A 24,136-nucleotide genomic window follows, 5' to 3' on the forward strand; every position below is an offset into this window, starting at 1 on the left:
CACGATCACCCCAATCTGGCGATTACTTGACGACCCATTTCCTCGGTCGATACTTTGGTAAAGCCTTGCTGATAAATATCTGCGGTACGATACCCGTCGTCCAGAACTTGATTAACTGCTTTTTCAATCATGGCGGCCGCCTGTTCCTGCCCCAGCGAATACCTAAACAACATGGCTGCCGACAATATTGTTCCTAACGGATTAGCAATTCCCTTACCGGCTATGTCAGGAGCCGAACCGTGAATGGGCTCATATAAGCCGGTACCGTCGCCCAGACTGGCTGACGGCAAGAGACCGATGGAACCTGACAGTACTGCCGCTTCATCGCTTAAAATATCACCAAACAAATTGCTGGTGACAATTACGTCAAAACTGCCTGGGTTTAAAACCAACTGCATGGCACAGTTATCAACATACATATGATTAAGTTCTATATTCGCGAAGCCTTGCGCCACTTCGCCGGCCACTTTCCGCCACAGGCGGGAAGTGGCCAGCACATTGGCTTTATCGACTGATGTGACCTTACCTTTCCGGCCAATAGCCGCCCGGCAGGCCAACCGCACAATCCGCTCAATTTCCGGCCTGCTGTATACTTCGCTGTCGCAAGCCTGCTCGACACCGCTTACCACGGCGGCTTCCTGACGCGCGCCATAGTAGATGCCGCCGCTGAGCTCGCGGACAATAAGAATATCAACCGAGCTTACTATTTCAGGTTTGAGCGGCGACTGCCCGGCCAGTGCCGGAAAAACTTTAACCGGCCGCAGGTTAGCATATAACCCGAGCGCCTTGCGCAAGCCTAAAATCGCCTTTTCGGCCCGGAGTTCAGGGGCGACATTGTCCCATTTGGGGCCGCCGACCGCCCCCAGCAGCACCCCGTCGGCCTGGCGGCAGGCCTCGACGGTGTCCTCAGGCAGCGGCACACCGTATTCATCAATAGCCGCCCCGCCTGCTTGCTTGATTTGATGGGTAAAATTAAAACCGCACTTATCAGCCGCAGCTTGCGCCACGTTCAGGGCGGCTGCCGTAATTTCGGCGCCGATACCGTCACCGGGAATAACTACAATATGTTTACTCATGGTTACCCCCCTTGGCCGCAAGCAACTGGCGGGTATAGTTGACCAACCCGCCGGAACGGGCAATCTCCTGGATAAAGCCAGGCAGCGGCGGCACGGCAAATGTTTCGCCGGTGCTCACATTTTCAAGCGTACCGGCATCCAGGTCAACAGCCAATGTATCTCCGGCCTTAATATTAATGTCTCCTTCGCCCAGTTCAATCAGCGGCAGACCGATATTAATGGCATTGCGGTAAAATATGCGGGCAAAGCTTTCGGCTACCACACAGACAATACCGGCAGCCTTAAGGGCGCCTGGCGCATGTTCCCGCGACGAACCACAACCAAAGTTCTTACCGGCTACAATAATATCACCCTGCCGCACATTACCGGCAAAGGTTGGATCGATGTCTTCCATGGCATGAACGGCCAGTTCGCGCATATCGGCAGTGTTTAAATACCGTGCCGGGATAATTACATCTGTATCCACATTATCGCCATAACGCCACACTTTTCCTGAAAACTTCATATTATGCTACCTCCTCAGGCCCGGCAATCCGCCCCAAAACTGCGCTTGCCGCCGCTACTGCCGGACTGGCCAGATATACTTCACTGTCAACATGCCCCATCCGGCCGCGGAAGTTACGGTTGGTAGTGGCCACCGCCCGCTCGCCTTTGGCCAGGATGCCCATATGACCGCCGAGGCACGGGCCGCAAGTCGGGGTGCTGACTACCGCTCCGGCTTTTATAAATGTTTCAACATATCCGAGTTTGACTGCCTCAAGGTACACATCCTGGCTGCCGGGGATAATGATGGCCCGCACATCCTGATGCACTTGCCGCCCTTCGAGAATGGCGGCAGCCTGCCCCAAATCTTCAATCCGGCCATTGGTACATGAACCGATGACCACCTGATGAATAGGTGTAGGCTGAATGTCGCTCACCGGGCGCACGTTTTCCGGAAGATGCGGCAAAGCCACAACCGGAGTGAGCTCATCTAAGTTAATCGTGACTGTCCGCACATATTCCGCGTCAGTGTCGGCAGCAACCGGCGTATAGGGTTTCTTGACCCGGCGGGCCAAGTATTGTTTAGTAATGTCATCTACCGGGAATATCCCGTTCTTGGCCCCGGCTTCGATAGCCATATTGGCAATAGTCAGCCTGTCGGTCATGCTCAGTGATGCCACGCCTTCACCGGTAAACTCCAGTGACTGATACCGGGCCCCATCAACGCCAATCATGCCAATTAGTTTTAAGATAACGTCCTTGCCTGACACCCACTTAGACAACCGTCCGGTAAGTTCAACCTTAATGCTGGCCGGAACTTTAAACCAGGTCTCCCCGGTAGCCATGGCTGCCGCCATGTCAGTTGAACCGACGCCGGTGGCGAAAGCTCCCAGCGCGCCGTAAGTACAAGTATGCGAGTCAGCGCCGATAATGACTTCACCAGGAGCTACCAGCCCCTGTTCAGGCAATAGCACATGTTCTATGCCCATGCGCCCTACCTCAAAGTAGTGGGTAATATTGTGCCTGCGGGCAAATTCGCGCACGGTTTTAGCCATTTCAGCCGACTTGATATCCTTGTTGGGAGTAAAGTGATCAGGCACCAGCACAATCTTATCTTTATCAAAAACTGTATCGCTCATTTGTTCAAACTCTTTGATGGCCGGCGGAGCCGTGATGTCATTGCCCAGCACAACATCCAATTTGGCTTTGATAAGCTGGCCGGGAACAACCTCACTGAGTCCGGCATGAGCGGCAAATATCTTTTCCGTCATAGTCATGGGTCTAGCCATATGAGTTACCTCCCTGTAGCTTGCTGGTCTACGGGAAATCCGCATACAGCCAGCATTTTGTTAATAGCGTTGACATAAGCTTTAGCGCTTGCTTCAATGACGTCGGTAGAAAGGCCCCGGCCGCTAAATTTGCGCCCGTCCCGCTCAATCCACACCGTAGCTTCACCTAACGCGTCCTCCCCGGCGGTTACCGCTTTAAGCTGGTAATCGTGGAGGCCGATAGGAAAACCGACCGCTTGCTCAATAGCCTTAAAAGTGGCATCAACCGGACCATCACCAAAACAGGCGGCTTCACTCACTCCGGCGCTGGTTTTAAGCTGCACCGAGGCGGTAGCCAGCGTCTGGTTGCCGCTTACCACATGATGATACACCAGATTGTACCATTCAGGCCGGACTGCCGCTTTTTCGGCAACCATGGCCTCAATATCTTTATCAAAGACCATCTTTTTGCGGTCAGCCAGCTCCTTGAACTTAACAAACAAGTTATTTATAGTGTCGGCGTCCAATTCATAGCCCAAATGCTTAAGACGTTCTTCAAAAGCATGACGGCCCGAGTGCTTGCCAAGCACGATGGCATTCCGGCTAATCCCCACTGCCTCAGGACGCATAATCTCGTAAGTGAGCGAGTTATTGAGCACGCCGTGCTGATGGATGCCTGATTCATGGGCAAACGCATTATCGCCGACGATGGCTTTGTTTGGTGGTACAACAATACCGGTCAATGTGCTTACCAGGCGGGAAGTCCGGTAAATCTGCCGAGTGGCAATATTGGTTCCGGCGCGGTAATACTCCCGGCGGGTGTTTAACGCCATTACCAGTTCTTCCAGGGAAGCATTGCCTGCCCGCTCGCCCAAACCGTTGATTGTACACTCAACCTGGCCGGCGCCGGCTGCTATGGCAGCCAGCGAGTTGGCAACCGCCATTCCCAGGTCGTCATGGCAGTGGACGCTAACGACCGCCTGCTCAATATTAGGTACATGCTCGCGAATATAGGTAATCAGAGCGGCAAATTCAACCGGCGTGCTGTAGCCCACGGTATCGGGAATGTTGATAACATTGGCGCCGGCGGCAATGGCTCTGGTATATACCTGACACAGGTAATCCCAGTCAGAGCGCGAGGCATCTTCAGCGGAAAACTCGACATCAGGCACCAGGCTTTTGGCATAGCGCACCGCCTGTTCAGCCCGTTCAAGCACCTCATTCCGGCTCATTTTCAGCTTATGTTCAAGGTGAATATCACTAGTGGCAATAAAGGTATGGATGCGCGGCCTATCCGATTTCTTGACAGCTTGATAGGCAGTTTCAATGTCTTTTTGGTTGGCACGGGCCAGGCCGGCGATCAAGGGGCCTTTTACCCTGGCGGCAATCTGGCTGACAGCATCAAAATCGCCAGGCGAGGCAATCGGAAATCCAGCTTCAATGACATCGACCTTGAGCTTGGCTAGAGCTAGCGCGATCTCCACCTTTTCTTCTGTTTGCAGGCTTACTCCCGGCGTTTGCTCGCCATCACGGAGGGTAGTGTCAAATATTTGAATTTGTCTAGCTTCCATGTCATTACCTCGCTTTCTTCATTAGTTTAGATATCTATTTTTTTTGCAGCCAGGACATCATCGAACGCAGTTCTTTTCCCACGATCTCAATCTTATGAGCGGCTTCCTGACGGCGCTTGGCGTTAAACATCGGACGATTTGCCTGGTTTTCCAGGATCCAGTTTCTCGCAAAGCTGCCATCCTGAATTTCGGCCAAAATTTTCTTCATTTCATTGCGGGTTTCATCGGTAATAATCCGCCGGCCGGTCACATAATCACCATATTCGGCAGTGTCGCTGATCGAGTAGCGCATGGCGGCCATGCCGCCTTCATACATAAGGTCAACGATAAGCTTCATCTCGTGCAAACACTCAAAATAGGCCAGCTCAGGCTCGTATCCGGCTTCAACCAGGGTATCAAACCCGGCTTTAATTAACTCAGTCACGCCACCGCACAGGACTGCCTGCTCGCCGAAGAGGTCGGATTCGGTTTCATCTTTGAAGGTAGTTACCAATACGCCGGCCCGGGCACCGCCGATGCCTTTGGCATAAGCCAGGGCCAAATCCTGAGTATTGCCGTTAAAATCTTGATATACTGCCATAAGGCAAGGTACACCGCCACCTTCGGTAAATACCCGGCGTACCAGATGGCCAGGTCCTTTGGGGGCCACCATAAATACATCAACATTAGCCGGCGGGACAATCTGGTTAAAATGAATGTTAAAACCGTGGGCAAAGGCAAGGGCCGAACCCGGCTTTAAGTTGGGAGCAATTGATTCGGCATATACTTTAGCCTGCTTTTCATCAGGAATAAGGACCATGGTAATATCCGCCTGCGCTACTGCCTGGGCGACATCGGTAACTGTCAGGCCCTCTTCGCGGGCTTTACCGGCTGATTTGCTGCCTTCATGGAGGCCGACGATTACTTTAACGCCACTGTCTCTTAGATTCAATGCATGGGCGTGGCCCTGACTGCCGTAGCCGATGATGGCTACCGTCTTACCTTGCAGAAGTTCCCAGCGGGCATCTTGTTCATAATACATTTTGCTCATAATTTTCTCTCTCCCCATATTGATAAATTGTATTTTCACCCCGTTCCAGCGCTACAAGGCCGGTTTGGATGGTTTCCAACAGTCCGTAAGGTACTAACAGTTCGGCTAAAGCATTGATTTTTCCCTCGTCACCGGTTATTTCAAGGGTTACCGTAGTGCCGGAAATATCAACGACATTTGCCCGGAAAATTTCGGCAAGCTTGAGGACTTCGGTGCGGTTATCGCCGGCCTTGACCTTTAGGAGGGCCATACCCCGCATCACCGAATGGTCAAGCGGTAATATCTGCACAGCTACTACTTCCACCAATTTTTCAATTTGCTTTTTTACCTGATCAACAAATGCCTCATTACCGCGAACGGTTACCGTGATCCGGGAAAAATCAGGATCTTGCGTGACGCCCACTGTCAGGCTGTCAATATTAAACCCCCGCCGGGAAAACATGCCGGCCACTCTTACCAGAACCCCCGGCTGATTGTGTACCAACACGGAAAGAACGTTTGACTGCACTATTACCACTCCTCTCATAAAATATAAAACGCCCCTATGTCAGGATCATTCTGACATAGGGGCGCCTATCGCGCGGTACCACCCTACTTTGGGCTCTTACGCCACAAACCTTTGCTCATGGCCTACCGGGTAACGGTCGGCGCCGCTATTGCTTAAAACATACTGTGTACAAAACACAATACATACTTCGGCAACAGAGTTCTTGGGTGAGCATCGTCCCAACCTCCTGCACCGGTTCGCACCGACCACCGGCATCTCTGAGCAGGATTACGCTGAGCTTTAATCCCAATCATTACCATTCCCATTATTTTGCTGAAAAAAAGTGAAACAAATAGGCCCTGATTAAAGTTTCCCTTTTAACAAAGTAAGAAACTTTCCGCAGAGCCTTTTATACTCACGGTGTAACACAGCATTAAGCTATGTTTTGCGTCGCTCGGCCCAGTCCTGTTAACCAGCGGAACCCTAGACGCACTTCCTTACGCAACATGTAACTTTGTATACATTATGCCAGTACCCATGTGCTTTGTCAAGAGTTTTTTTCATGTTACATATTACACCAAAACTACTTTACCAATAAAAATCGGGAGCTGAACCTAGTTCATCACGGTATGGTTCACTTTTTTGGCTCTCACCGTTAATTAGCCGTTCGGCCAAAGTCAAATTGTCCACTTTTAATACTACCCGGGCCTTTTCGGATGAATTAGCGGCAAAAGCATATACATATTCAACATTAACGCCGGCAGCACTCAGCTTATTAAGCTGTTCAAACAAACTGCCCGGATAATCGGTTACTAAGATGGCAAGCACCGGTGTAGCCTTGACGGTAAATCCAGCCCCTCGTAAAATGTGTTGTACTTTTTCCGGTTCATTTACAATAATTCTGAGAATGCCAAAGTCGGCAGTATCGGCTAACGCCATTGCCCGCATATTGATTTCGTGCGCATTAAGCACTCCCAATACTTCGGCCAGCGTCCCCGGCCGGTTTTCCACAAATACCGACAGTTGATTAATAATCATGCCGAACCTCCTATATTTTTCTATTGTCAATAACCCGCTTGGCCTTACCTTCACTCCGCTCAATGGTTTTCGGCCCGACAAGGCGCACCGTGGCCGAAACATTAAGTACGCTGGCCAATTCAGCCTTAATTTTTCCTTCTAAGTGCTCCAAACCGCGCACTTCGTCGGAGAACATGGCTTCAGTTATTTCTACCAGGACAGTAAGATGATCAAGGTTGTCCTTACGGTCAACAATAAGTTGGTAATGGGGCGATGTTTCGCCAATGCTTAACAGCACGCTTTCAACTTGCGACGGGAAAACGTTAACGCCGCGAATGATCAGCATATCGTCACTCCGTCCGAGCACTTTGCTCATCCTTACCAGAGTGCGGCCGCAGGCGCATTTCTCCCGGTGCAGGACAGTCAGGTCCCGTGTCCGGTAACGAATCATCGGCATGCCTTCTTTAGTGAGCGTGGTAATGACTAACTCACCTTTCTCACCATCTGGCAACACTTCACCGGTTACCGGATTGATGATTTCCGGGTAGAAATGGTCTTCACTAATATGCAGGCCATCTTGAACACAGCATTCAATTGCAACACCTGGACCAATGATTTCACTTAACCCGTAAATGTCAATAGCCCGAATGCCCAGCTGGGACTCTATCTCCTGGCGCATGCGTTCAGACCATGGCTCTGCTCCAAATACCCCTACCTTGAGTGAGGTTTCGCGGGGATCAATGCCCATCTCACGCATTGTTTCCGCAAGATATAACGCGTAAGACGGCGTGCATGCCAGCGCTGTAGTGCCGAAATCTTTCATTAACATAATTTGTCTGGCAGTATTGCCGCTGGATATCGGAATTACGGAGGCGCCAAGAAGTTCAGCACCATAATGAATGCCCAAACCGCCGGTAAATAACCCATAACCGTAAGCCACCTGAATGCACGACTGCCTGCTAAGACCTGCCGCCACAAGTGATCTGGCAGCTACTTCTGACCAAATACCAATATCGCGCTTAGTATAGCCGACAACTGTGGGTCTGCCAGTGGTGCCGCTGGAGGCATGAATCCGGACAATCTCGGACATCGGAACGGCGAACAGTCCGTAAGGATAATTATCGCGCATATCCTGCTTTGTTGTAAACGGCAGCTTTCTAATATCCTCTAATGTGGCAACATCTTCGGGCAGCAGTCCCTCAGCCTGCATTTTGGAGCGGTAAAACGGCTGCTGTCGGTACAATCTGTCAACAATCTCTTTCAGCCGACCGGTCTGGAGGCTGGTCATTTCCTCACGTTCCATGGTTTCCGCCGGCTTGTTCCAATACGTATTCATTTCTCCTCCCCCTCCGAAAAAGAAAAAACCCCGCAAAAAGTCCTTGGTAGGAACTTTCCGCTAGGGTTTTTTTTACCCACGGTGTGACCCATTCGGGCCTTGCGCCGCTCGGACCAGTCGCAGAATACTGCCGGAACCCTAGGCACACTTCCACATTGCTGCATGTATACAGTATTTCGTGGAATATGATACCAGTAAGCAAGGACAAAGTCAAGCAATAATTATCCGGTAGCTCACCGCTCCTGATACCCCGCTTCTTTAAGCAAACTCCGCTTTGTCCCAGGTTTTACCCTGAAGTATCTTATGGTATTATAGGATAAAGGATACATACATGACGAGGTGATAACTCTTGAAAAAAACCATCGCACTCATAGCCCATGACCGCAAAAAAGATGAAATGCTTAAATTCGTTTTAGAAAACAAAGAACTGCTGTCATGTCATACTTTAATAGCAACCGCCACTACCGGAAAAATTATCAAAGAACATGCTGCTCTGGAAGTTACCACTTACTTATCCGGACCTTTAGGCGGCGACCAGCAAATTGGTGCTCGTATCGCCTGTCACGAAGTTGATGCCGTCTTCTTCTTACGCGACCCGCTTACTGCCCAGCCGCATGAACCGGATATCACCGCCCTCCTGCGCGTCTGCGACGTCCATAACATTCCGGTAGCTACCAACGTAGCAAGCGCCGGCCTAATACTACGTTGTCTGAAAGGTGAATAATTATAGAGTACACTTAGTAAATAACCATCCGCATAGCGGGCGGTCATTTACTTCCCGGTGGAGATACGCGGGACCGTACCGAAACTCTTTTGTTTACCAGAATGTACGAGGCATAATGCGTTCTAATTTCCAGACCGGGTTCCCCATACAGTCAACAGGTCCGATTTTCTCGGCAATTTCAGCTACGGCGGCAGTAGCTACCACCGGTACACCGATGCGCCTGGCCGCCTCGGTTACGCCTTCGGCGCCGCGCTGTACGATTTCAACAGTGGTCTCTTCCGCCATGTGGGTATTATTAAGTACAGCATCCACCCGTCCCAGTGTTGATACATAATCCAAAATATTATCGACTGTGGAGGTAAATGGCCGGGACATATTAAGCACGGCAATAATTTTAAGGTACGGGTTTTCAAATGCACCCTCCACCAGGTTAAAAATCCTGGCGCCATGTACACCATAGCCAACATCCATGATAATGTTGCCCTTGCGTCTCAGTATCCAGCGCATTGAGGCTTTAATAACATTACCGGCTTCACCTAGTCCGGTAGTGTCTCGCGTCTCCCACGCCACTACCTCAATGCCCATTTCTTCAAGTTCCTTTTTGATAGGCCGGAGCGTGTAGCACGGCTCAACAGTATCCAAGTCTACAATTGTTACCGGTAATCCTTGTTTTTTTAGATAAACGGCCCGGTTCACGGCGTTTTCACTTTTACCACTCGCGTATTCGCCCACATATGCTTCGATGATTGGTTCCGGAAGCAGTGTATCTTTTACAGTATCCAAGTATTTATGCACTCCTTGTTCAAAAAAACTCTAACTTTATAATACAAAAATAAAGAAAACATGGCTTGCGCCGAGCCTTTGGCGAAAGCGGAAGCCTGAATATTACTCTGATTATCGGCAAAATTCAGCGCTAGCCAATAAATATTTTAAACAAAATCAGCAAAATAACTCCCGGCAGCCCTAAAAAACCGGCAATGAGTGCCGTAATTGGGTTAATGCCAATATTGAATCCTATGTAGCTGCCGACAAAATTAACAGCCCAAAGCATTACCCCGCCCACCAGGCCGTTATAGATTAGCTTAAATACCAGTTTAATAGGCATTAAGAACATTCGTCCGATGAGATAAATTAAAATAATCCCGAAAGCATATGCAATAATAACATTGAGTTCTAAACCTGCCAACGGCATTCCCTAGACCTCCTTCAACGAGTCACAGTTCTCCTTATTAATTCTACCATTTCATAGTACCCGTCGTACAGCACCAGATTCGATAATTGCCGAAATACTTACGCCACCCGGGTATGTGACACCTTCAACACGGGCCTTGCGCAATAGATAAACATATTTACGCTCAGCAGCTTTAATCAAAAACACAGCGTAGTCGACCAAATCCGGATCGGTTACCATGTTATAATACTCTTGCGCATACAGCCACTCCCGTCTCGCTTGTTCTATTATTTCGGTCATACCAGGAAGTTTCTTTATTGGCTCGGTATCATAAAGACCTAATAATCTCCGCCATGCCGCCATATTCCTATCCCTCCAAGCTATAAGGCTTTACCACAATATATGGCGGCAAGTCCCAAATATTACTAAAAAATACCGGATATAATCCGGTATTTTTCATACTCATTGTCTGAACGGTGAACAGCGAATCCCTTCATGCCTGGCGCGTTTTAGTAAATATGTATATTTTTTTTCAGCGGCTTGCATAAGGTAGGACGCATGATCAACCAAGTCGGCATCTGACACATTATCGTAGTAGTTTTGGGCATTAAGCCATTCTTGTCTGGCTTGCTCAAGCTGCTGGGTCAAAGACGGCAAACACTTAGCTTCCGGTTCATGCTGCTGCATAAAGTAGCTGACCAAATTCATAAAAGCGGTTTTCATATACATCTCCCCCTGTTTATTTGACAGCTAACCGCCACTAACCCGCCGTTTCTTGCGCGGGATAAGCAGCGCCAAGCTCTGGATAAGTTCAACTAGCCTCAGTGGGTGCTAAATACTCCCTCTGAGGCAGGTTTCATTTTATCCGATGACCAAGCCGCCCTAAGCCTCCCACCTTCTATAAGTAGGAGTTAAGAGCGGCTAAGTCCCTGGATAAGTTCGACTAAACTTCAGATAAGGTAAAAAACCTGCCTGAAGCTAAGTCTCTCTTTATAGTATTCCCATAAACAGGGTGGATAAAACAACGCCCTTATATTTCCCGGCGATTTTCGAGAGCCTTAGCTAGTGTTACTTCGTCCGCGTATTCAAGGTCACCGCCCACCGGCAATCCATGGGCAATACGGGTAACTTTGACTCCCAGCGGCTTTAACAGTTTGGCAATATACATGGCTGTTGCCTCGCCTTCAACATCCGGATTGGTAGCCATAATAACTTCCTGAACTCCCTGGCCAACACGGCCAAGAAGTTCTTTTATTCTGATATCATCCGGCCCCACGCCTTCTAACGGCGATAGTGCTCCGTGCAATACATGATAGAGTCCCCGGAATTCACGGGTACGTTCCATCGCGGTTACATCTTTGGGGTCTTCAACGACACATACCACCGACCTGTCACGCCCCTCAGCCCGGCAAATCTGGCAAGGGTCGGAATCAGTCAGGTCAAAGCAAACCGAACAGTAGCCCACTTTCTCTTTGGCTTCAACAATTGCTTCTGCCAGTGCCGCTGCCTGATTTTTATCCATTTTGAGTACATGATAGGCCAGGCGGGTCGCAGATTTCGGGCCAATGCCAGGCAATCGGCGAAATTGTTCAACCAGCTTGGCGATTGGTGCAATATAGCTCATGGATTAAAACATTCCTGGCGGCAGATTGAGGCCGCCGGTGAGTTTACCCATTTCCTGAGACATCATATCATCAACTTTAGCCATAGCTTCATTGACAGCCGCAGTCACTAAATCTTCCAGCATCTCCACATCTTCAGGATCAACAGCAGACGGAGCAATTTTGATCGACTGGACCTTTTTTTCGCCGTTAACTACTACTTTTACCGCCCCACCGCCGGTCGATACTTCAATGGTCCGGCTCTTAAGCTCTTCCTGAAGTTTCGCCATGTCAGCCTGAAGTTTTTGCACTTTTTTCATCATTCCTGCCATATTTCCCATATTGCCAAACATTGGATCATCCTCCTAAATCCTTATTACTCTTCATCTATCTTAATAACTGTACCGCCAAACATTATTTGCGCCTGTTTAACAGCCGGGTGTTCAATCCCAGGATCGGGGGGGCGTTCAGGTGCTGCCGCCACAGTTTGCTGAGGTGGTGCAGCAGGTTTTGGCGCCGGCATATCCATACCTAACGAGCAAATAAGCCTTACCTGCTTTCCGGTTACTTGAGCCAGCGTTTTTTCAACAATAGTCCGGTAATCATCTTTCTCGGTACGTTCCTTAGGAAAACTTGCGGAAAAGCGCACCACGGCCTGACTGTCAGTGAGACCTGCCAGTTGACCTTGCATGACACAGGCATGAACTGAACGCTTGCCGCTTCCAAGCAGTTCTTTAAGCACTGCCGACCAAATATCATTGAGATTGGCGGCGCTAGCGCCAGACGGCGCCGGCGGCGGTACAGCCGGTTTAACAGGCGGGGCAGCCGCCTCCTGATTTACCGGCTGACGCAGCGGTGCAGGCGGCGTATACGCTTGACTGGCGGCCGGCGACGGCGAAGGTGGAGCCGCTGCAGGTAGGCCGTCAGCAACTCTGGCTTCCAGCGCCGCTACCCGTTCCATCAGCGCAGCAACATCAGTACTTGTAGTCCGGCGGCAAAGTGAAATTAAAGCCATTTCTACGACAATACGCGGTTCAACGGCCCATTTCATTTCATTAGCAGCCGTCTGCAGCACTTCAAGCATTTTCACCAGTTCTTCATGGCTAAATTTTGCGCTCTGAGCGGCAAGCACAGTTCTATCATCACTGTACATTTCAATATTCTCAATATCAGGGACGGCTTTATACAGCATAAGACTGCGGGCGTGAAGCGCCAGTTCGACAAGCAGTTGGCGGATATCCTTGCCTAAATTTATCAGTTCGTCAAGCTTTAGCAGCACACGATGAGCATCACGTTCAGCCATAGCATCGGTTAACTGCCATACCCACTCATAGCCAATAAGCCCTAAAAGCTGCCGTACATGAGCGGCAGTTATCATTTCTCCGGCATCCAAAGCAGCACACTGATCCAAAATGCTAAGAGCATCCCGCATGCCGCCATCGGCCTGGACAGCGATAAGCCGGAGCGCCTCCGGCATGACTTTTAAACCGCTGTGTTCAGCTACATCAGCCAGCCGCTGCTCGATTTCCTTAACACCAATCCGCCGGAAATCATAACGCTGACAGCGGGAATGGATGGTAGCCGGAATCTTATGCGGCTCGGTTGTTGCCAGCACAAAAACTACATGGGCGGGCGGCTCTTCCAAGGTTTTTAACAGAGCATTAAAGGCCTCGGTCGTTAACATATGCACTTCGTCTATAATGTATACCTTGTAACGCCCGTCTACCGGAGCAAATTTGACTGTCTCCCGCAAATCCCGGATTTCATCAATTCCCCGGTTGGAAGCCGCGTCAATTTCAAATACATCCATCGACGTACCGGCGGTAATCCGCTCACAATTAGGACAACTATTGCAGGGATTGGCGGTGGGACCGTGCTGACAATTGAGCGACTTGGCGAGAATTTTGGCTGTGCTTGTCTTGCCGGTGCCGCGCGGCCCGGCAAACAGAAAGGCGTGGGCAATCTTGCCGGTAGCAATTGCATTCTTTAACGTAATGCTTACATGCTCTTGGCCGACCAAACTATCAAAATCCTGTGGCCGCCATTTACGATATAATGCCACATAAGCCATTCCCACACCTCCTTACCTCATAAAATTGATATATTCCACGTCAGTAAAATATTTCCCTTTTTCCCGAAAATAATTTATTCCGATAGCTAACCGCCACTATACCCTATGGCAAAATTCAGGTTGTCTGCCGTTGTTACCTTATAAACCCCATCCTTAAATCCGGGATAATCCTTTCAAAAATACAGCAAAAAAGCAGCCTTTAATCCGGCTACTTTCAAAAGAAATATTATATACTATTACTATTTTGCGATCGGCCTTATTGGGGCTTTGTTTTCAACGTCGGGCCACAGCAACAACCAAGCACCCTTGCGGCACATAAGAATAGTCACTTATCGCTGCTTCCTTCCGGACCTGACGAGGTTCATGAGTTCCTATTGCGCAAGACCCGGCGTTGCCGTGGTCCGACCTTAAAAACAAACAGCCCCACCGGCTGTTACATCAATAGAATTTATGGCGGAGAGAGAGGGATTCGAACCCTCGGTACAGTTTCCCGTACACACGCTTTCCAGGCGTGCTCCTTCAACCACTCGGACATCTCTCCGTATGCTCTCAACGATTCATTATTATATACTATTTGAAAACATAATGCAATGGTCTTATATGGTGCTTTAGCTTTCACACACTTGACACTATCTTATTATAACTAGTGCAATAGTCCTTGTCAAATTGCTATCTTTAATAAGAGTGACCTTGTCAACGAGAATCATTATATATCAGCTACAGCTAGTTTGTCTAGATACTTTTGTTACCAATTATTAATAAGATTACACGCGAGCTGTCTAAGGTATAGGCATAATCCCGAAAGGCCATACCTTGGGTAATCTCGGTGATAGATGCAGCCACTTGGCTACAGCATGTGCAGACTGCCCAGCTCTCGCGCTATTATGCTTCACTTAAGGCAGTTACCTGCCCAGCCTGTAATTGTATTCACGTTTCGTAAGGAAACCGCAAATCAATAAGATGTATCCGAAAAAACAATAAACCATACCATACCAAGGTGGTAAGGCTTGTTGCTAGACTGGGCATGAAGCGTTTACTGCCAGCGCAAATCATGTTCAATGTCAAGACGATCCAGTATCCGGCCAATATGATGGTTAATTACGTCATCGAGACTTGCAGGTTTGTTATAGAATGCCGGCACCGGCGGCATCATCACTACCCCCAGGCGGGAAAGTCTGAGCATATTCTCTAAATGAATTGCACTGAGAGGAGTTTCGCGGGAAACAAGGATGAGCTTGCGCCTCTCTTTTATAGTGACATCTGCGGCCCTCTGGATGAGATTACTACTAAGTCCACAGTTTGATGTTCTCTTCCCCGGGAATACGCACCCGTTCAAAGCGTTCTCTGGGCACATCCAACGGAACAGCAGCATCAATACCCATTTTATCACCAATGCCGTCATCTGTCGAAGGGTCAAGTTTGTTACCTGCCGCCCGCTCTATACCCTTAACAACATCATCGAAGAAATAGCCGGCTACCGTGTAAAAAACGGAGGAAGTACGATATTGTCAAATAATGTACGACAATATTCGCAGTATATATTGAGGAGTACACGATGCATAAACCCAGTTTTATTTCTCATAACCGTTTACAAGCACTGATACTTCGCCTGTATGGGGGTCGAACATTAATCCGTGTATTGGTACATCCGCAGGAATTAACGGGTTATTTTTAATTTTTTCGACAACCTGCCGCACATTGTCATGAGGGTGATGAAAGGTATCCAGCCAAACTTCCAAATCATCTTTAATCATTTTTATAGCATCCCGCGAAATTCCCCTGGCCAGCATCTTATTAATCACAAGATCGGCACTGGAGTGAGCCACGCCACAATCCTCATGACCGATAACAATAATTTCCTGCACCCCAAGTTCATATATCGCAATAACCAGACTGCGGATGGTAGCCTCAAAAGGGCCTGTAACCGAATTGCCGGCATTTTTTATTACTACGGCATCTTCCCGCCTAAGCCCCAGAGCCGGTTCAAGAAAATCAACCAACCTAGTATCCATACAAGTAAACACTGCCAGGTTCCTTTTTGGCAATTTGCCAACGTTTACACCGGTTTGTTCATGGGTAAGTAGTGTATTAGCAACAAAAGATTTGTTTACCATAAGCATTTGTTCTAAGACAGACATATCAAATTCTCCTGCCTTTTGCCAATTTAGTTTATCATATAATCAACAAAACTCCACTGTTGTAATTCCGGTTTTACTCCGAACATAATCAGCATCCAGCCATAAAGTTATGGCACACGATTCACCTTGCCGTGGAATCAACAGCGCCAAACATTCAATTTGGGTCAAACCTGTAAAAATAAATAAGGTTTTCGCGATTGGTTACCAGCAAGAGATCAAGGTTCGTCTCGGCCATCATTTGTTGCGCCTTTGTGATCCGGTCAGTGCAGGGGTTTCTCATGATTAGCCGACATTTTGTTTACGTTGTTTACTAAGTTCAATGGCAACATCAATGATCAAGTCTTCTTGGCCACCCACTGTTTTGCGCCGTCCTAGCTCCATCAAAATGTCACGGGCATCAACACCAAATTTCTCGGCAGCACGGCGAGCATGGAGCAGGAAGCTGCCGTAAGCGCCGGCATAACCTATAACCAGAGCATCGTTACTGATGATTTGGGGGCGATGCATAAGCGGATCGATCATTTCCTGGCCGACATCCATCAGTTTGTAAAGGTCAATGCCGGTGTCATAACCCATTTTATTCAGTACTGCGACCAACACTTCCAGTTGGGTATTGCCAGCGCCGGCACCAAGACCGCGGACAGTACCGTCCACTACAGTGGCGCCGGTTTCGATAGCGGCTAATGTGTTGCCGACGGCAAGGCCTAAGTTATTATGCGCATGGAACCCTACCGGAACATTAATAGCTGCTTTGAGTGCCGAGATTTTTGCTTTAACTTCATCAGGCACCATGGCTCCGCCCGAGTCAGCCATATATACCACATCGGCACCATAGCTCTCCATAAGTTTGGCCTGCTCAACCACTTTTTCTACAGGCGCCATGTGGCTCATCATCAGAAAGCCGATGGCCTCAAGACCATTCTTTTTAGCAAAATTTATATGTTGTTCGGCCACATCGGCCTCGGTAACATGGGTAGCAACCCGGACGGTATGAACATTGTATTCCATCGCGACTTTTAAGTCCTCTATCGTTCCGATACCCGGAATTAACAGTACGTCCATCTTACAATTTTTTAGGGCTTTGGAAACGGCGGCAAAATATTCTCTGTCTGAAGCTTTAGCAAAACCATATTGTAATGATGATCCACCAATACCATCGCCATGCCCGATTTCGATGGTAGTCACACCAGCTTCATCCAAACGCTGGGCAATTGCCCCCATTTGTTCTGCTGACAGCGAATGGCTAACGGCATGCATACCGTCGCGCAATGTGGCATCAATAATACGAATCTGTTTCATTAGTTAGCCCCCTTCATTTTGTGTTCGGCATAACGCTCAGCCACAGCAATGGACGCCGAAGTGATGATATCCAGATTGCCGGAATATTTGGGAAGATAATCACCGGCACCCTCAACCTCAACCATGGCAATGATTCTCTCACCATCGGCATAGGGCTCAACTTTCAAACGATAACCGGGAACATATCTTTTTACTTCGGCCACCATGGCGTGTATAGATTCTGTAATTTGGTCAATCTTACTGGTATCACACTTGCAATAAATGGTATTCCGCATCATAACCGGCGGCTCGGCAGGATTCAATATAATAATGGCTTTGGCATCTTTGGCCCCGCCCACTTTGATCAGCGCACTCCTGGTAGTTTCGGTAAACTCGTCGATATTTTGCCGGGTACCAGGACCAGCGCTCTTACTGGAGATTGTGGCGACAATTTCGGCATATTCGACAGGCGTAACCCGGTTTACAGCAGCCACAATGGGAACAGTAGCCTGACCACCGCAGGTCACCATATTGACATTGTCAATATCAAAGGCAAAGTTCAATTCTACGGCCGGCACACAATACGGCCCTACAGCCGCCGGCGTTAAGTCGATCGCAAAAATTCCCGCTTCTTTTAATAGCGGCGCATGCATCTGGTGAGCCCGCGCACCAGTAGCGTCAAATACGATATCAATGTCTTTTTCCTTTAATATACCGTGAATACCTTCAAGGGTAGTTTTGATCCCCTTCTCCGCCGCTAGTTTTAGTCCATAAGAATCCGGGACAATCCCGGCCATCATCACCAGCTCCAAATGCTCGCTGCGAGCTATTTTGAGCATTAAATCAATCCCAATGTTTCCCGGCCCCACAATAGCTGTTTTTAACTTCACAAGATCCCCTCCTATTTTTTGAAACGTGCAGATACACTGCCAATATGGTCAAAATAGCATGTTACATTATCTCCGTCGGTTACGGGACAGGCGGCGGTAAAGGAGCCGGACATAATAACCTCGCCCTTTTTCAGGCTGATATTATACTTTGCCAGCTTATTAGCCAACCAGGCAACGGCATTGGCCGGATGTCCCAGAACAGCGGCGCCGGCAGCCGTAGCAACTATCTCGCCGTTTTTTTCAAGAACAAGCCCCATGAATCTCATATCTATATCATCGACAGGGGTCAATTTTCCGCTCAAGACAACCCGCCCGATCGAAGCCCCGTCGGCAATCGTGTCTTGAATTTTGATTTTCCAGTCTTTTACCCGGCTGTCAATGATCTCGATGGCCGGCATAATGCCGGCCGTAGCCCGTAAAACATCGGCAACGGTAACTCCAGGTCCTTGAAGGTCTTCCTTCAATACAAACGCAATTTCCGGTTCGACTTTAGGCGCGACGAGCTCGCTCAGTAGGATGGGTTCGCCTTCATAACTCATCATGTAATCGGCAATATAACCGTAATCGGGCTCAAATACGCCAAGCGCATTTTGCATGGCTTTGCTTGTCAAACCGATTTTTTTACCCACGATACGATGGCCGTCAGCCAGCCGCAGTTTCATACCTTCAATTTGAATTTCATAGGCTTCATCATTCGTAAGCTGATACTTGTCAGTAATGGTTGCTATGGCTTCCCCGGTTTTTTCGGCCTCATAAAGCTCGGCCGCCAATTGCTTAATGATGCTTGGTTCCATGATGATCCCTCCATTTTTTGTGTTGCAATTTTTGCCGCAGCACATGGGCAATCTCATTAGCCAACCCCACATGATCCACCCACCCGGCGCGGCAATACTTTTTCAAAACTTCGGCGGCAGCAACCACTTCATCATGCGGGCCAGGCAAGTTAATAATGGTAGCAAGGCCAACCCTGCCAATCCCAATACGAACCCCATCTTTCACATGTCTTCCTGTTCCCTTTTTAAATTGCACAATATAGGGAGTGAGCGCCGCCGGATCAATGGCAGTTAGCGCTTCAACACTGAAATCTTTGTCCTCCGCCCCCACACCGCCTGTGGTAATCACCAGACCAAAGCCGCGGTCAACAGCATCCATAATCTTGCTACTGATAGCGCCTTTGCTGTCTGCAATTATGCCGCCGAATTCTGCTTTGTAACCGTTTGCTTGCAAAACCTTACAGAGATATGGGGAATTCGTATCTTCAATCATTGCCTGCTCAAGTTCAAACCCTGTGGAGTAAATCAGCGCACGGGCCAAAACATTTTTTTCGATTTCTGTAAGCATATCCTGGGTTCGCGCTACAATGTGCTCAGCCTCAACCTCATCGCAGTTAATCAGGCCCATAATGCCACGTGAATCAATAAAAGTATCGGGGCCTACCGTAAGACCGGGGATTTCTCCCAGTTTCTCCAAAAGTGCCTTTTCTTTACCAATAATCTGGTTTACTCCAATCGTTTTTTCTAAAATATCCAGACAAAAATGATCAGGTCTTACATCAATTACCAGTACTTTTTCCTGTGGCAATTCCAGGACTTCGGCCACGATGGACGCAATAGCAGTCAAGTTCACGTCTTTCATCAGTACGTTCTGAATCCGCAGTTCTGTTTTCTCAAGCAGGTTTAATTTCATGATAGCTAGCTCCCTACTACATCAAGTTTCATATCCAATAACGGTGCATCAATAATTTGCATGCCAATATCCAAAATATCAATGTCTTCTGCTTGCAGCTTCTCGATATTTTGCAAAGCAATGCCCTTGGCAAAAGCCAGTTGAACCTTGGAGCGATAGCCGGTTTCTTTCAGACTGGCACTTACTTTGCGTAAATCTTCGATATTGCCGGTATCCACCATAATAATTCCGGCCCCGCATTCGGCAGCCAGCACTGCTTCGGCGGCCACATTTCCCGTTTCTCCTTTGACCTGGATCACCTTGAGTTCCGGCATGGCACCAACGGCAGCCAATGTTTCCTTAATACCACCCAGCATGCGGACAAAGTTCTTATCCAGGTACAAAAACGGTACATCTACAATACGGAAAGACGCCCCGCCATGAGTTACGGCTTCCCGGACAATCAGCTTAATTTCCGGCGGCGCCTTTTTCCAGGCGCCGCTGACGATGCGCATAGACCCGGCCATAGACACTGCCTTGCGGGCAGCAGTAGCAATCCCTGAAGGTTTACTCAGCATGCCGATAGCAAACTCCTCGGCAACCGCAATGTCTTTCGGTGTCCCTGACAGAGTGAAAATCACCTCGCCTGCTGCTACGAAATCGCTGTCTTTTTTAAAAAATTGATATTTTATCTGCCTCTGCTCCAATACTGCTTGTAGCCGCGCTACACCCGATACTACCCCGTCCTGTTCTGCTGACAGGTGTGCAGTATACTCATTGTCCCGAACAGTTGCGAAAATGATATCACGTATGTCATTTGCCACCGAAATCCCTCCCCGGTAATTAATTTAGGCATTTTGCCCACTTTCACACGCTAATTCCAGTTCCTTCATTTCTTGTTCCTTCATTTGACGTTGCAATACAAAATCTTCACGCTCCATCAGGATAGAGAACAAAACACCGGCAATCAACGCCCAGAAGGGTGCGCCAATATTAAATACGGTGATATTGGAGACGGCTACCAGAAAAGACACGAAAGAACCATATTTGAATCTGCCGGAAAATGCACCGCTAAAGGCACTGATTAATACCCCAAACATTGCAAGTCCTGCCAGCATAGCGGTGAGCTCTTTCGGTACCAGCCCGGCAACGGCAATGGCAACACCGGCGGAAAGAGAAAACAAAATCCAAAAGCTTCCTTCAGAGATAGCGGCAATAAAGCGGAGCGATTTATCCTCACCGGCTGCCGGGCTGGCGCAGATTGCCGTACTGGGGCCGGCGGTTACACAGGGATGGGCGCCGAAAATTGCATTCAAAACAGTTCCTAGGCCCGGAACGATAAATATGGAATTAATCGGAAGATTTTTATATCCTTCGGCCATTAGCACACCCACTGCCTGAATGTTTTGCACCCCAAGCACTAACACCGTTAACGGAATTGTCAGCTCGAAAAACGCTCTGGCAGTAAACTCAGGATGCAGAAACATCACCGGAGTAGCCAATTGAAAATGAAGTACATCCCACTTGGCCATACCCAGAGAGGTTGCTAAAAAGCCGCCAAGTAAAATAGAACCCAAAATTGGAGGAAACTTTTTTGAAAATCCTTTCAATGCCGTGAGTACAAAGAACAGGAGTACGGGCGGGCCGATGAGTGCCGGTTGTTCTTTTATTGCGCTAACCAGATTAACGCCAAAGCTCATCATGACACCGGCTATCATCCCCAGCATTACTGGCAGTGGAAGATAATTAATGGCCTTTTTTATTAACCCCGAAGTACTGATCAAACCAACAATCAACGCCACCATATAGTAGGCTCCCACGGCTTCGGCGTGAGGAAGATGGGTCAGTGATTTGCCGATGATAATCGCTCCCGGAATGCTATAAGCAGCAACGAGCGGTAGCCGATACTTGAGCGCGTAATATATGGTAAACAGTCCACCGGTCATATAGATAGCAAACAACCAGGAGGTAGCCACCTCAGGTGCGAGTTTACCCTGCTGAGCGGCATTCATAACAATAACTCCCGGGCCCATGATACTAAAAATCGCGGCGACAAATCCTGTGCCAATTCCCGCAGCATTAGCATTTTTTACTGCAATTTTTAGGCTGTCGAAAAGTTTATACCCTGGTTCCATCCACGCCATAAATAATCTCCTCCTAATATTATATTCATTTATACGTCCACTGATGTTACCATAATCCGCGCTGCCAAATCTTTAAGCCGATGCTCGCCCATGAATGCTACCGTTCTTTATTTACTTTTGGTGTCAAATGAGAAATACCGCGTTGTTTCAGCCATTTCGGCATTAATTCCTCATCCACGCGTTTGGAGACAACAGGCGCTTTTTCCTGCAACAGTTTCAGGAGACTTTGGCTGATGTTAAGACCGCCGATAGCGCCATCAAAGATTAAGACTTTATCGGTTTTTGCCGTTTTATAGGCAAAACGCATGGCGCTGTCAAGATTTTCCGAAACAACTGCATGCTTGGTATACTCTAAGTTCTGCGGGTCATTGTCAAAGAGTTCTGCTTGTTCTTGCTTTACAATGATTGTTGGTATTTGTTCCGAGAAGAAAGCACTTGGGTAACCGCCCCAGGCGTAGTTATGAATGACCATCTTAATAGCGGGATTTACCGGTGTAATATCATCAATAAGCGGCTTGCCGTTTTTTCCGTAAAAGGCCTCAGTATACCAGGTATAAGGGGGCAGATCGCCGTCAAGATCAAACAGGTCGACATTGGCGCCCACCATATTGGCATAAATTACACCGGCTGCAAATACATAGGGCACCGGACACGGAAAATCAAGTCCCACAATACATTCATCAATCTCCCCGAGTAAGGTCATAATTTTTCCGTAATAATTAAGACCGACAAAAGTAAGATAATCATTAAGCTTAAACAGGTCATTGGCGGCCACTACGCCTACCACGCCACTGGGAGCCATGTTTAAAAAGGCGGTAAAGGCAAATTTCGATTTTACAAAGTCCGACTCAAAAATGGAGCGAGCCGTAAAATTGGCACCCCGGGGTCCTAGATTTTGATGATAGGTTGAGCGGGTTTCAATGCGAGCGTAACTCATGCCAAAGGGTTTGACGGCCCGGTCCACATGACGGTGAAAGTGCACTTCCCTAACATCACTATTGTGAGCATGAACGATCCAATCGGCATCATATACCGACTTAATCCCGTACAATGTACCAATCTCGGTTTGAATAGGAACGCCTTCATCAATGGGGGCGATACATCTGGCTTTCCCCTTGAAATGGACATCCAGTCCGTACTGTTTTATATACTCTTCCGTCTCGCGAAAGCGGAGACCATTACCGGCCCGCAGCCTGATGTCGGTCGCGCCTGTTCTTTTTTCGATTTCATCACGCACCATTTTCAAAAATGTTGCATACGGCTGACCACCCAATAATGTAAAGCCATGATGCGAAGCAAGCACATTTACAGAATGCCCGGGCTTAATCATTGACATATCGACATCTTTTAAGGCATCAACTGTCGCTTTTCTGATAAGCTCAAGCCCATCTCCCTCGGCACTGGGATAAATAACATCAGGCGCATCAGGGAAAAGTTCCTTGACCATAACTGAAGTCATTTCCGGATAGTCGGCCATCCTTTTCGTTACGAGGTTAGGATGAATACCATATTGCGATACTTTTGCCGCTGTTGGTGTAATCGGTTTGCGCATCAACGATCCCCCCTGCTTCCTTTTGCTTTAACTACCTTGTCTATAATCTTAATGTCTTCATCAAAATAAAAGCCGCTTGTTTTGTATTTCTCTTTGATTTCGGGCGAAATGTCCCATAACGTTGGCGTAGCACCATACCATTGATAGCCGTTGGGACGCTCAGGATCAATTCCCGCTGCCTTTAAGATTCGCAGAATAGGTTGGATACACTCTACTTTGCACCCCATGCGAATACCGGTCTGTCTGGATATTTCCTCAGGCGTTTTTGCGCCTTTTAAAACGGCAGCTGCCACTTCCTCAGCTCTGGTAGTTGTGCAGAAACAAATGATTTGCTCCGGATGCATATGAGCTGATTTACACAATTCTTCGATTTTTTCATAGGGAACGTCATCCACATTAACCGATACCTTATATGGTTTTTCAAGCTTTGTCATCGTGATGGCATATACAGGACAGCGTTGTTCACACGCCCCGCAACCACGACAAAACTCCTCATTTACGCATGCCGTTTTGTCTTCAATGGAAATTGTTGCAGCCGGACAGACTTTACTGCAAATACCACAGCCAATACATTTGTCCTTATCAATCAATGGTTTTAATGAAATAAGTTTCAAATGAATCCCTCCCTTTACTA

General features: G+C 48.3%; 27 protein-coding genes, 1 tRNA gene and 1 other RNA gene. 1 reads left to right on the forward strand and 28 read right to left on the reverse strand.

Features of this window, described 5'->3' with window-relative positions:
- Positions 1 to 5: 5 nt before the first annotated feature.
- From leuB to SCACP_RS20100, 8 genes are all read right to left on the reverse strand, one after another.
- The gene (leuB, locus tag SCACP_RS20065) at positions 6 to 1,076 is read right to left on the reverse strand and encodes a 3-isopropylmalate dehydrogenase (RefSeq protein ID WP_425059248.1); all 1,071 of its coding nucleotides are present in this window, start codon (positions 1,074 to 1,076) and stop codon (positions 6 to 8) included.
- A complete protein-coding gene (locus SCACP_RS20070) occupies positions 1,069 to 1,581 on the reverse strand; it encodes a 3-isopropylmalate dehydratase small subunit (RefSeq protein ID WP_425059249.1) in 513 nt (170 codons plus the stop codon). The genes leuB and SCACP_RS20070 overlap by 8 nt, the downstream gene beginning before the upstream one ends.
- Before the next feature lies 1 nt (position 1,582).
- The gene (leuC, locus tag SCACP_RS20075) at positions 1,583 to 2,848 is read right to left on the reverse strand and encodes a 3-isopropylmalate dehydratase large subunit (RefSeq protein WP_425059250.1); all 1,266 of its coding nucleotides are present in this window, start codon (positions 2,846 to 2,848) and stop codon (positions 1,583 to 1,585) included.
- Positions 2,849 to 2,853: 5 nt separating this feature from the next.
- Positions 2,854 to 4,398 (reverse strand): 2-isopropylmalate synthase, encoded by a 1,545-nt coding sequence (locus tag SCACP_RS20080; protein ID WP_425059251.1) that lies wholly within the window; start codon positions 4,396 to 4,398, stop codon positions 2,854 to 2,856.
- A gap of 34 nt (positions 4,399 to 4,432) precedes the next feature.
- On the reverse strand, positions 4,433 to 5,428 hold the full coding sequence (gene ilvC / locus SCACP_RS20085) for a ketol-acid reductoisomerase (protein WP_425059252.1): 996 nt from the start codon (positions 5,426 to 5,428) through the stop codon (positions 4,433 to 4,435).
- Positions 5,409 to 5,954 (reverse strand): acetolactate synthase small subunit, encoded by a 546-nt coding sequence (gene ilvN, locus SCACP_RS20090; protein WP_425059253.1) that lies wholly within the window; start codon positions 5,952 to 5,954, stop codon positions 5,409 to 5,411. The genes ilvC and ilvN overlap by 20 nt, the downstream gene beginning before the upstream one ends.
- A 549-nt stretch (positions 5,955 to 6,503) precedes the next feature.
- Positions 6,504 to 6,953, reverse strand: coding sequence for an ACT domain-containing protein (locus SCACP_RS20095; RefSeq protein ID WP_425059254.1), 450 nt, complete (start codon positions 6,951 to 6,953; stop codon positions 6,504 to 6,506).
- A gap of 10 nt (positions 6,954 to 6,963) precedes the next feature.
- The gene (locus tag SCACP_RS20100) at positions 6,964 to 8,268 is read right to left on the reverse strand and encodes a phenylacetate--CoA ligase family protein (RefSeq protein ID WP_425059255.1); all 1,305 of its coding nucleotides are present in this window, start codon (positions 8,266 to 8,268) and stop codon (positions 6,964 to 6,966) included.
- Positions 8,269 to 8,617: 349 nt separating this feature from the next.
- Between SCACP_RS20100 and SCACP_RS20105 the strand changes: the two genes are divergently transcribed.
- The gene (locus tag SCACP_RS20105) at positions 8,618 to 8,992 is read left to right on the forward strand and encodes a methylglyoxal synthase (RefSeq protein ID WP_425059256.1); all 375 of its coding nucleotides are present in this window, start codon (positions 8,618 to 8,620) and stop codon (positions 8,990 to 8,992) included.
- A gap of 93 nt (positions 8,993 to 9,085) precedes the next feature.
- On the opposite strand, the gene SCACP_RS20110 is transcribed toward SCACP_RS20105, so the two are convergent.
- The 20 genes from SCACP_RS20110 to SCACP_RS20205 form a co-directional block, all read right to left on the reverse strand.
- The gene (locus tag SCACP_RS20110; RefSeq protein WP_425059257.1) at positions 9,086 to 9,775 is read right to left on the reverse strand and encodes a hypothetical protein; all 690 of its coding nucleotides are present in this window, start codon (positions 9,773 to 9,775) and stop codon (positions 9,086 to 9,088) included.
- A 130-nt stretch (positions 9,776 to 9,905) separates the two neighbouring features.
- Positions 9,906 to 10,184, reverse strand: coding sequence for a pro-sigmaK processing inhibitor BofA family protein (locus SCACP_RS20115; RefSeq protein ID WP_425059258.1), 279 nt, complete (start codon positions 10,182 to 10,184; stop codon positions 9,906 to 9,908).
- Positions 10,185 to 10,235: 51 nt separating this feature from the next.
- Positions 10,236 to 10,526, reverse strand: coding sequence for a YaaL family protein (locus SCACP_RS20120; RefSeq protein ID WP_425059259.1), 291 nt, complete (start codon positions 10,524 to 10,526; stop codon positions 10,236 to 10,238).
- Between the two features lie 99 nt (positions 10,527 to 10,625).
- A complete protein-coding gene (locus SCACP_RS20125) occupies positions 10,626 to 10,886 on the reverse strand; it encodes a YaaL family protein (RefSeq protein ID WP_425059260.1) in 261 nt (86 codons plus the stop codon).
- 307 nt (positions 10,887 to 11,193) lie between these two features.
- Positions 11,194 to 11,787, reverse strand: coding sequence for a recombination mediator RecR (recR, locus tag SCACP_RS20130; protein ID WP_425059261.1), 594 nt, complete (start codon positions 11,785 to 11,787; stop codon positions 11,194 to 11,196).
- A 3-nt stretch (positions 11,788 to 11,790) separates the two neighbouring features.
- Positions 11,791 to 12,117 (reverse strand): YbaB/EbfC family nucleoid-associated protein, encoded by a 327-nt coding sequence (locus tag SCACP_RS20135; RefSeq protein ID WP_425059262.1) that lies wholly within the window; start codon positions 12,115 to 12,117, stop codon positions 11,791 to 11,793.
- Positions 12,118 to 12,140: 23 nt separating this feature from the next.
- A complete protein-coding gene (dnaX, locus tag SCACP_RS20140; RefSeq protein WP_425059263.1) occupies positions 12,141 to 13,835 on the reverse strand; it encodes a DNA polymerase III subunit gamma/tau in 1,695 nt (564 codons plus the stop codon).
- A gap of 291 nt (positions 13,836 to 14,126) precedes the next feature.
- Positions 14,127 to 14,226, reverse strand: an RNA gene (gene ffs / locus SCACP_RS20145) — signal recognition particle sRNA small type.
- A 60-nt stretch (positions 14,227 to 14,286) separates the two neighbouring features.
- Positions 14,287 to 14,376 (reverse strand) — tRNA-Ser (locus tag SCACP_RS20150).
- Between the two features lie 492 nt (positions 14,377 to 14,868).
- The gene (locus SCACP_RS20155; RefSeq protein WP_425061459.1) at positions 14,869 to 15,111 is read right to left on the reverse strand and encodes a UbiX family flavin prenyltransferase; all 243 of its coding nucleotides are present in this window, start codon (positions 15,109 to 15,111) and stop codon (positions 14,869 to 14,871) included.
- Positions 15,112 to 15,406: 295 nt separating this feature from the next.
- Positions 15,407 to 15,973 (reverse strand): beta-class carbonic anhydrase, encoded by a 567-nt coding sequence (locus SCACP_RS20160; protein ID WP_425059264.1) that lies wholly within the window; start codon positions 15,971 to 15,973, stop codon positions 15,407 to 15,409.
- Positions 15,974 to 16,127: 154 nt separating this feature from the next.
- On the reverse strand, positions 16,128 to 16,253 hold the full coding sequence (locus SCACP_RS20165; protein ID WP_425059265.1) for an aminopeptidase P family N-terminal domain-containing protein: 126 nt from the start codon (positions 16,251 to 16,253) through the stop codon (positions 16,128 to 16,130).
- A gap of 2 nt (positions 16,254 to 16,255) precedes the next feature.
- The gene (dmpG, locus tag SCACP_RS20170) at positions 16,256 to 17,272 is read right to left on the reverse strand and encodes a 4-hydroxy-2-oxovalerate aldolase (protein ID WP_425059266.1); all 1,017 of its coding nucleotides are present in this window, start codon (positions 17,270 to 17,272) and stop codon (positions 16,256 to 16,258) included.
- Entirely contained in the window at positions 17,272 to 18,141 is an 870-nt protein-coding gene (locus SCACP_RS20175) for an acetaldehyde dehydrogenase (acetylating) (protein WP_425059267.1), read from the reverse strand. The genes dmpG and SCACP_RS20175 overlap by 1 nt, the downstream gene beginning before the upstream one ends.
- 11 nt (positions 18,142 to 18,152) lie before the next feature.
- The gene (locus tag SCACP_RS20180) at positions 18,153 to 18,935 is read right to left on the reverse strand and encodes a 2-keto-4-pentenoate hydratase (RefSeq protein ID WP_425059268.1); all 783 of its coding nucleotides are present in this window, start codon (positions 18,933 to 18,935) and stop codon (positions 18,153 to 18,155) included.
- Positions 18,916 to 19,827: a molybdopterin-binding protein gene (locus SCACP_RS20185; protein WP_425059269.1), complete on the reverse strand. Its 912-nt coding sequence runs from the start codon at positions 19,825 to 19,827 to the stop codon at positions 18,916 to 18,918. Before SCACP_RS20185 ends, SCACP_RS20180 begins: the two co-directional genes overlap by 20 nt.
- A 5-nt stretch (positions 19,828 to 19,832) precedes the next feature.
- The gene (locus SCACP_RS20190) at positions 19,833 to 20,630 is read right to left on the reverse strand and encodes a hypothetical protein (RefSeq protein WP_425059270.1); all 798 of its coding nucleotides are present in this window, start codon (positions 20,628 to 20,630) and stop codon (positions 19,833 to 19,835) included.
- 24 nt (positions 20,631 to 20,654) lie between these two features.
- On the reverse strand, positions 20,655 to 21,950 hold the full coding sequence (locus SCACP_RS20195; protein ID WP_425059271.1) for a benzoate/H(+) symporter BenE family transporter: 1,296 nt from the start codon (positions 21,948 to 21,950) through the stop codon (positions 20,655 to 20,657).
- A 97-nt stretch (positions 21,951 to 22,047) separates the two neighbouring features.
- Entirely contained in the window at positions 22,048 to 23,502 is a 1,455-nt protein-coding gene (locus SCACP_RS20200) for a hypothetical protein (RefSeq protein WP_425059272.1), read from the reverse strand.
- Positions 23,502 to 24,116, reverse strand: coding sequence for a 4Fe-4S binding protein (locus SCACP_RS20205; RefSeq protein WP_425059273.1), 615 nt, complete (start codon positions 24,114 to 24,116; stop codon positions 23,502 to 23,504). Before SCACP_RS20205 ends, SCACP_RS20200 begins: the two co-directional genes overlap by 1 nt.
- Positions 24,117 to 24,136 lie beyond the last annotated feature (20 nt).

This window comes from Sporomusaceae bacterium ACPt (assembly GCA_041428575.1).
GTDB classification, from domain to species: domain Bacteria; phylum Bacillota; class Negativicutes; order Sporomusales; family Sporomusaceae; genus Sporomusa_D; species Sporomusa_D carbonis.

What these genes read in the sequence shown, in the direction of transcription:
- dmpG (WP_425059266.1), bottom strand. Translation starts at nt 17,272, where the DNA reads ATGAAACAGATTCGTATTATTGATGCCACATTGCGCGACGGTATGCAT.
- SCACP_RS20115 (WP_425059258.1), bottom strand. Translation starts at nt 10,184, where the DNA reads ATGCCGTTGGCAGGTTTAGAACTCAATGTTATTATTGCATATGCTTTC.
- SCACP_RS20125 (WP_425059260.1), bottom strand. Translation starts at nt 10,886, where the DNA reads ATGAAAACCGCTTTTATGAATTTGGTCAGCTACTTTATGCAGCAGCAT.
- SCACP_RS20160 (WP_425059264.1), bottom strand. Translation starts at nt 15,973, where the DNA reads ATGTCTGTCTTAGAACAAATGCTTATGGTAAACAAATCTTTTGTTGCT.
- SCACP_RS20120 (WP_425059259.1), bottom strand. Translation starts at nt 10,526, where the DNA reads ATGGCGGCATGGCGGAGATTATTAGGTCTTTATGATACCGAGCCAATA.
- SCACP_RS20070 (WP_425059249.1), bottom strand. Translation starts at nt 1,581, where the DNA reads ATGAAGTTTTCAGGAAAAGTGTGGCGTTATGGCGATAATGTGGATACA.
- ilvC (WP_425059252.1), bottom strand. Translation starts at nt 5,428, where the DNA reads ATGAGCAAAATGTATTATGAACAAGATGCCCGCTGGGAACTTCTGCAA.
- SCACP_RS20165 (WP_425059265.1), bottom strand. Translation starts at nt 16,253, where the DNA reads ATGAGAAACCCCTGCACTGACCGGATCACAAAGGCGCAACAAATGATG.
- leuC (WP_425059250.1), bottom strand. Translation starts at nt 2,848, where the DNA reads ATGGCTAGACCCATGACTATGACGGAAAAGATATTTGCCGCTCATGCC.
- dnaX (WP_425059263.1), bottom strand. Translation starts at nt 13,835, where the DNA reads ATGGCTTATGTGGCATTATATCGTAAATGGCGGCCACAGGATTTTGAT.
- SCACP_RS20095 (WP_425059254.1), bottom strand. Translation starts at nt 6,953, where the DNA reads ATGATTATTAATCAACTGTCGGTATTTGTGGAAAACCGGCCGGGGACG.
- SCACP_RS20185 (WP_425059269.1), bottom strand. Translation starts at nt 19,827, where the DNA reads ATGAAATTAAACCTGCTTGAGAAAACAGAACTGCGGATTCAGAACGTA.
- SCACP_RS20180 (WP_425059268.1), bottom strand. Translation starts at nt 18,935, where the DNA reads ATGGAACCAAGCATCATTAAGCAATTGGCGGCCGAGCTTTATGAGGCC.
- SCACP_RS20195 (WP_425059271.1), bottom strand. Translation starts at nt 21,950, where the DNA reads ATGGCGTGGATGGAACCAGGGTATAAACTTTTCGACAGCCTAAAAATT.
- SCACP_RS20100 (WP_425059255.1), bottom strand. Translation starts at nt 8,268, where the DNA reads ATGAATACGTATTGGAACAAGCCGGCGGAAACCATGGAACGTGAGGAA.
- SCACP_RS20200 (WP_425059272.1), bottom strand. Translation starts at nt 23,502, where the DNA reads ATGCGCAAACCGATTACACCAACAGCGGCAAAAGTATCGCAATATGGT.
- SCACP_RS20135 (WP_425059262.1), bottom strand. Translation starts at nt 12,117, where the DNA reads ATGTTTGGCAATATGGGAAATATGGCAGGAATGATGAAAAAAGTGCAA.
- SCACP_RS20080 (WP_425059251.1), bottom strand. Translation starts at nt 4,398, where the DNA reads ATGGAAGCTAGACAAATTCAAATATTTGACACTACCCTCCGTGATGGC.
- recR (WP_425059261.1), bottom strand. Translation starts at nt 11,787, where the DNA reads ATGAGCTATATTGCACCAATCGCCAAGCTGGTTGAACAATTTCGCCGA.
- leuB (WP_425059248.1), bottom strand. Translation starts at nt 1,076, where the DNA reads ATGAGTAAACATATTGTAGTTATTCCCGGTGACGGTATCGGCGCCGAA.
- ilvN (WP_425059253.1), bottom strand. Translation starts at nt 5,954, where the DNA reads ATGAGAGGAGTGGTAATAGTGCAGTCAAACGTTCTTTCCGTGTTGGTA.